The 5,334-nt window shown below is 46.6% G+C and carries 3 protein-coding genes; 1 reads left to right on the forward strand and 2 read right to left on the reverse strand.

From position 1 onward, the window contains the following. Window positions 1-955: class I SAM-dependent methyltransferase (locus V6C93_RS28810; RefSeq protein ID WP_333480108.1), on the forward strand; the 955-nt coding region annotated here is incomplete at its 5' end. A 217-nt stretch (window positions 956-1,172) separates the two neighbouring features. Here the strand turns inward: V6C93_RS28810 and dusA are convergent. After that, window positions 1,173-2,222 (reverse strand): tRNA dihydrouridine(20/20a) synthase DusA, encoded by a 1,050-nt coding sequence (gene dusA / locus V6C93_RS28815; RefSeq protein ID WP_333480109.1) that lies wholly within the window; start codon window positions 2,220-2,222, stop codon window positions 1,173-1,175. A gap of 212 nt (window positions 2,223-2,434) precedes the next feature. Continuing rightward, window positions 2,435-5,164, reverse strand: coding sequence for a CHAT domain-containing protein (locus V6C93_RS28820; RefSeq protein ID WP_333480110.1), 2,730 nt, complete (start codon window positions 5,162-5,164; stop codon window positions 2,435-2,437). Between the last annotated feature and the right edge of the window lie 170 nt (window positions 5,165-5,334).

The raw sequence follows: 5,334 nt of genomic DNA on the forward strand, positions 1-5,334 counted from the left end.
GCATTACCTGCATCGGCATTACTCAGACTGTTTTGAGGCATTAGATTACATCATTATTGAGAAAGCAGCAGGACTAATTTCTCAACAACAACAACAGCTACAACGGTTAAAGATAAGTGATAAACCTTTACCTTTACGATGGTGTTCGTTAGAAGAAATACCCGAAAATTCTATCAAAGGTTGCTGTTTCTCCAATGAGCTAATTGATGCTTTTCCTGTACATCAAGTTGTAATTGAAGGACAGCAACTCAAGGAAATCTATGTGACAACCACTAAGACTGCTACTGATAGCGTAGCGTTAGATGCACAAGCATCGTCTGAGATTAACTTTGTTGAAGTCACAGATAGTCTATCAACACCTAAGCTAGCCGAGTATTTCGACTTCATCGGTATTGACTTATTATCCGGTGCTTATCCGGAAGGCTATCGCACTGAAGTTAATTTAGTAGCTTTGGACTGGTTAAATACTGTTGCAAACCGACTACAACGAGGGTTGTTATTAACGATTGATTATGGTTACTTTGCCGAGCGCTATTATCAGCCAGCGCGTCATCAAGGGACGTTGCAATGTTATTACCAGCATCGGCATCATAACAACCCCTATCTCTATATTGGACAGCAGGATATTACCGCCCATGTCAACTTTACCGCCCTAGAGCGCCAAGGGGAGTTGTGCGGTTTGCGTAAGGTAGGTTTCACTCAGCAAGGGTTGTTTTTAATGGCATTGGGATTAGGCGATCGCATTGGGGCACTTTCTGCGAGAGATAGTGATCGGGGAAATGCGATCGCAACAGGCCAAGATGTGATAAAAATCATGCAGCGTCGTCAGTCTCTACACCAATTGATGGACCCGATGGGACTCGGAGGCTTTGGCGTTCTAGTTCAGAGTAAGGGGTTGACGCAACAGGAAGAACAAGTTTCCCTCAAAGGATTGACTGTACCCCCAATGTTTTAATCATTCCGCTGTACAGCGTAAATTTTATCTCACCTACATCCAAAAATTGTCTATAAATTAATAGGAATTATACTCCACAAACTCTGCGTTCCTCTGCGCCTTCCTCAGTACCCTCTGCGTTAAAAAATACTATGACGACACTAACGAACTCAACATAAAATAGGAATTTTTAGATTCAACACAATAATATTTTGAGGCAAAATCGAACCCATCCCCCTCAACTCACACTCACCACTGCCATAGATTGAGACACTTTCACCAAAGCTTCCCGAACTACCTCAGCTCCCGCGCCAGGAATACATGACTTTTCCGTTAAAATACGCTTCCAAGCTCTACTTCCCGGTTGTCCCGAAAATAATTGCAGCATGTGTCGGGTAATTTTATTCAGCTTCAGTCCCTTCGCCACCCAACGATCAATATAGGAACACATCTCTTCAGCGACTTCATGACGAGTTAGGGGTGTACCCTCTTCACCGTAAATCTCAGAATCAGCCGTTGCAAACAAGTAAGGATTGTCGTAAGCGGCACGTCCAATCATCACCGCATCCACAAGTTTTAACTGTTCTTTCACCTGTTCTAAATTCGTGAATCCCCCGTTAATTTCAACGAATAGATGAGGGAATTCCTGCTTGAGACGATGCACGTCACCATAACGCAAAGGGGGAATATCCCTATTTTCCTTGGGGCTTAAACCTTGAAGCCAAGCTTTGCGGGCGTGGACGGTAAAGCGCTGACAGCCTGCATCCGACACAATACGGACGAAATTTACCATATCCTCGTAGCGATCGCGATCATCAATCCCAATGCGATGCTTGACAGTAACAGGAATATTTACCGCCTCAATCATCGCTTCCACAGCCTTTGCTACCCGTTCCGGTTGCGCCATCAGGCAAGCCCCAAAGTTACCATCTTGCACTCGACTGCTAGGGCAACCAACGTTGAGGTTAATCTCGTCGTAGCCCATATCCTCGGCAATTCGCGCACATTCCGCTAATTCTTGAGGGTTATCGCCCCCGACTTGAAGTGCTAGGGGTTTTTCTTCAGGGGAGAAACCCAGTAGATGCTCTTTGTCGCCATGTAGAATTGCCGCACTGGTGACCATCTCGGTATAGAGTAGGGTACGGCGGGTTATTTGTCGCATGAAATAGCGAAAATGGCGATCGGTGCGATCCATCATCGGCGCAACACTTAAAGGGTTACCGCTTGGGGTAAGTGTGGGTTCAGAGTGAAGTGGATTAGTCAAAATGGCTGTGCTGCGACGAGTCATGGAACGGGGTTGATATCAAAGCGATCGCGCAATTACTGCTGAAGACAGGAGATTGCTACTAGCTCCAGAGTAACAATCTTAGGGCTTACCTAACTGTCAGATGCGATTGCCTTTGGTAGTAGCAAAGCTGATCGCTAGCCAAACTGAAGCGAATGTCATGGTAAGTATTGGATGTTTGAGTTACTCTGTGCAAGTAAAGTGATGTGTTGGCTTTAGAGCCAATTCCCAACTATGACGTAGGGTGCCCAAAGGGCAGGATATCTGTAATCTGGGTCTCGCAACAGAGAAAGTTGAGCCTGCCGGAGTGCTTCAGCCTTAGTGACAGTCCTGGTAGCTAATTCGCGGTAGAACTGACTAATCAGGCGAGTACCAGACTCATCATCCACAGTCCATAACGAAGCTAGGGTACTGCGGGCTCCTGCCTGCACTGCAACCCCAGCAAGTCCTAAGGCTGCTCGTTTGTCTCCCTCCGCTGTCTCGCAGGCACTCAGAACCAATAATTCGATCGCGCCTAGTCCAGTTTCATCCTTACTCCGGAGCAAGTCCTTCAATTCGTTCACATTAATGGGTTTGTCCCACGCCAGAATAAATGTTTTCTCAGGGTCAGAACTGAACTGACCGTGAGTTGCTAGGTGAACAATGGTGAAAGGCACCGCATCGAGTTCGTTTTGCAACGCTGAGCTGGTAAACGACTGATTCAGCAGGACAAGACTTGGAACTTCAGATTTAATTTCATCCAATTCTCGATTGACATTGAGCAGTGCAATAAATCCATGACGTTGTTCTGTCAGTCCCCCTAACAGAGCTTTTAACTTTTCCTGTTTTAAAGGTTTTGGGTTGAGCAGTCGTAGTCCCGGTGTTAATGCGATCGCATATTTTTCCACCAAATAGTGTTTGCCATCATAAAGGGCAGCCATCGGCACATTCCGCAATCCACCATCCAGCACAAACACTAATGTTTTCACCTGACTCTGAGCCAAGTTTGCTTCAATGGGTCGGAGCAACCAATCATAAACTTGTTGAGCTAAAGACTTCCCTTCTGGTGTTGTGTAGGGTTTTTCCAAATTGATACGCAGTTGGGCCAAAACATCCTCCACTTTCTGCCGGGAGACCGGAATTGCATAGTGATGCAAGGGTTGCTGAGGCAAACTGAGAATAACGTCTAATCGGTCTTCTAAAATGATGGGATAAATGACTGCCGCCTCCGTCTGAGCGATTTGATCAATTGCTACTGCCTGTCCCTCTAAACAGGCTGTTCGGAAGAAGTTGTCGAGTTCTGCTAATTGTAGGGATTCAATCACGTCACGAGCTTGCTTAAGATTGGCTTGACTTGGTTCTTCCCTTACCCTGCTTTGGGAAGGCACCCCCCCTGCCCCCCCTTGGTAAGGGGGTTGCAATAGCAAATCGACAAGCTGACGATAAACAGGTTCTACACTCTCCCGAAAGGAAAACTGCACATCTCGATTAATAGCAACCAGATTCTTGCGGACAGATTGGAGGGTATTGAAGGCAACTTTATAAGCGTCAGTTGCGGGTTCAATCTCACCTTTAGCTTTGAGAATGCGTCCGAGTTGCCATTGCCACTGATAGGTAATATCCGAGGCATTCATGGCTTGAGCGAGAAGTAGAGCTTGCTCAGTAAGTTTCTGAGCATCCGACCATTGCTGAGTTTGTTCGTAAAGCTTACCCAGATTACCCTGAGCATAGGATTCTGCCCGCGAATCGCCGAGGTTCTTAGCCTGTTGGATGGCAGTAGCGAGGAGTTGGGCAATTTTTAAAGGGTCGAATTTCTCTATATCTCCCCGTTTTCCCATCTTTAAAAGGCTCTGAGCAAAGTTAATTTGGGTATAGACGGCGGTCTGACTGAGGGGTAGATTTGTAATTTGACGCTGGATGAGAGAAGCTAGAGTTTGTGCATCCGACCAGCGTTCAGCGTCTAGCAAAAGGCTCAGTTGATTGAGTTGGCTCTGAATCTGCACAGTCGGGGAAGCTGATTGGGTAGCAGCTTGTTGATAGTATGTGAGTGCAGCTTTCGTGTCCTTTTGCAGTCGTGCGGTGTTACCCAGGCTGAGGAGGGTAGCGCTGAGGTCTTGAGAGGATTGTAGTTGCTGTGCGTTCGCGTTGCGTGCGCTTCGTGCGATCGCTAAACTTTGTTCCAAAACCCGTCGAGACTGGTCTATTTCACCAATAGATTGAAGAATGTTGCCAAGGCTACGCAACCCTGTAGCCTTGATTTGAAGGTCTTGCTGGTTCTGAAGTGCTTGTTCCACACTGGCTAAGGTCTTCCGCGCTGGAAGGTAAAGCCCTAAAACTTGCTGGGCTTGGGCAAGGTTAATCAAGCTACCCATCCTGCCCTCTTCATCACCAACTTGTGCATAGCTGCTAGCTGCGCGTTGCCACGTCGTCACGGCTTGTTCGGCTTGACCTAAAGCTAATTGCAGACTTCCTTGAGTGTTCAACGCTTGGGCAAGAATTTGCGATCGGTTGGAAGTATTATTTTTGCCTTGTTCTGTGTGTAGGAGTTTCAGGCTGGATGTAATGGCTTCACTCGCCGCAGGTAATTGTCCAAGTTGCTGATAAGCTAACGACAGGTAGCTCAGTAGCATTGCCTGGTTTAGTTCATCTTTTTGGGCTTGATAAGCTTCGGCTGCCTGTCGCCAAACTTTTGCCGCCTCAGAAAACCGTTCTGCCTGATAGAGTTCTCTGCCTTGCTGTACTAACTGTGAGGTATCAGTTGTACCTTGGAGAGTAGGATTGACTGCGGGAGGATGGGCGACAAGAGTTAATCCCTCTTTACTTGAAAACTGCGAATTTGTCAAAACAGAACCTAATTCTGCTCTACTCTGGCTCAACCCGATGCCTAGCGCCAGACTTGCTGCTAAGAACCCATACGTCAGAACAGATAAACCTCTGCGAAAAAAGACAGACCGTTTTCTTGCCATGCTCTCCTCCTCAAAATATACAGACATGGAGTGCACCAGACACAGTTATAAGCTGCTCTTGCTTTATTTTGCATATCTAGCGTTTCTCGAATAACTTAAGATACATCACAAAACCTTTGCTATCGGTTTACTGACTGCTGTTGCTGTATTTCATCTATTTGAGAACCTCT

It is taken from the genome of Allocoleopsis sp. (genome assembly GCF_036703385.1).
In the GTDB taxonomy this organism is placed as follows: Bacteria; Cyanobacteriota; Cyanobacteriia; order Cyanobacteriales; family Coleofasciculaceae; genus Allocoleopsis.